2 protein-coding genes are annotated in these 1,576 nt (G+C 78.4%); both read right to left on the bottom strand.

The genetic code is table 11. The features are described 5' to 3' along the window. The coding region (locus tag JZ5iCDA_RS17385) for an MFS transporter (RefSeq protein WP_139123224.1) at positions 1-675 on the bottom strand (675 nt) is incomplete at its 3' end. Positions 676-767: 92 nt separating this feature from the next. Beyond that, positions 768-1,430 carry a lipoyl(octanoyl) transferase LipB gene (lipB, locus tag JZ5iCDA_RS17380; protein WP_069388230.1) on the bottom strand — a complete coding sequence of 221 codons (663 nt, stop codon included), beginning with the start codon at positions 1,428-1,430 and terminating at the stop codon, positions 768-770. Between the last annotated feature and the right edge of the window lie 146 nt (positions 1,431-1,576).

The following is a 1,576-nucleotide window of genomic DNA, read 5'->3' as shown; positions in this document are numbered from 1 at the left end:
GGGCCGGCCCACGGCGCGCGCGCTGGGGTGCAGCGCGAACGCCGTCCCGGCCGTGGCGAGCAGGACCGCGGCGACGACCATCGCGACCTGCGGCGAGCCCGCGGCGGCGAGCACCCCGACGAGCGCCGGGCCGAGGACGAAGCTCACCTCGTCCGCGGTGCTCTCGTAGCTCATCGCGGCCGACAGGGTGCGCGGCTCGTGCCGGGCGAGCGCGAGCCAGCGCACGCGTGCGAGCGGGCCCACCTGGGGGACGCTCGCGCCGACGACGGCCGCCGCGGCGAGCATCCCCGCGGTCGAGGCGGCGGCGCTCGCCGCCAGCAGGGCGAGCACGGCGAGCGCGGACGCCGGCGCGCACGCGAGCACGACGTGGCGCTGGCCGACCCGGTCCGCGACGGCGCCCTGCGCCGGCCCGCCGAGGGCCGTGCCCAGCGCGGTCGCGGCGGACGCGAGCCCGCCGAGGGCGACGGAGTTGGTGGTGGTCGTGACGAGCAGCAGCGCGCCGATCGTCAGCATCGAGAAGGGCAGGCGCGCCAGGAACGCGACGGGGAGGAACCAGCCGCCGGCGAGCCGGGGGAGTCGGCCGTAGGCGCCGGTACGGGGCGCGGGCCGATCGTCGGGCGGTGCCGCGACGGCGGCGCCGTCGGGACGAGGGACGGACGAGGTGGTGCGTGGCATGCGGGGTCCAGGGTGCGACGTGTCGCGCGCCGACCCACCCGTACTCCGGCGCGCAAGACTTCCCTGGACCTCCAGGGTAGCGCGCGGCGCGGCTACGGCGCCGCGACCGCGGCGGGCGCCACCGCCGCCCGGAGCGGGGCGAGCGCGGTCTCGAGCGCGGCGACGAGCAGGCCCGCGACGTCCGCGGGCGTGACCTCGCGCCCGAGCTCGGCCGTGAGCGACGTGACGTCGGCGTCGTCGATCCCGCACGGCACGATGCGGTCGAACCGCGAGAGGTCCGGGCAGCAGTTCAGCGCGAGGCCGTGCATCGTCACGCCGCGGGCGACCCGCACGCCGATCGCGCACACCTTGCGCTCGCGCCGGGTCGCGTCGGCGGCGAGCCAGACGCCGCTGCGGCCCTCGACCCGCATCGTGGCGAGCCGGAGCCCCGTGCACACCGCCATGACCGCGTCCTCGAGCGCGCGGACGTACGCGACGACGTCGACCGGCTCCGCGAGGCGCACGACGGGGTACACGACTTGCTGCCCCGGGCCGTGCCACGTGATCCTGCCGCCCCGGTCGACGTCGACGACGGGCGTGCCGTCGTCGGGACGTTCCGACCGGTTGGTGCGGCGCCCGGCGGTGTAGACGTCGGGGTGCTCCACGAGGAGCAGCGTGTCGGCGGACGTCCCGGCGACCACCGCGTCGTGCGTCGACCGCTGCAGGTCCCACGCGGCGTGGTAGTCCGTCAGGCCCGGCAGGGCGAGCACCTCCATCGGGCCAGGCTAGCCCTCGTCGCGCGGGTCGCGGGGCAGGTGCTCGAGCATCGCGAGGAGCGCCTCGCGCAGCGCGGCGACCTGCGCGTCGTCGAGGCCGCGCGTCGCGAGCTCCTCCGCGGGGCGGCGGCGCGCGGCGGCGCGGC

The sequence above is a fragment of the Cellulosimicrobium cellulans genome (genome assembly GCF_001722485.1).
Lineage (GTDB): Bacteria > Actinomycetota > Actinomycetes > Actinomycetales > Cellulomonadaceae > Cellulosimicrobium > Cellulosimicrobium cellulans_A.
The sequence above is the reverse complement of the archived record's forward strand: the minus strand, read 5'-3'. Positions and strand labels throughout refer to the sequence as shown.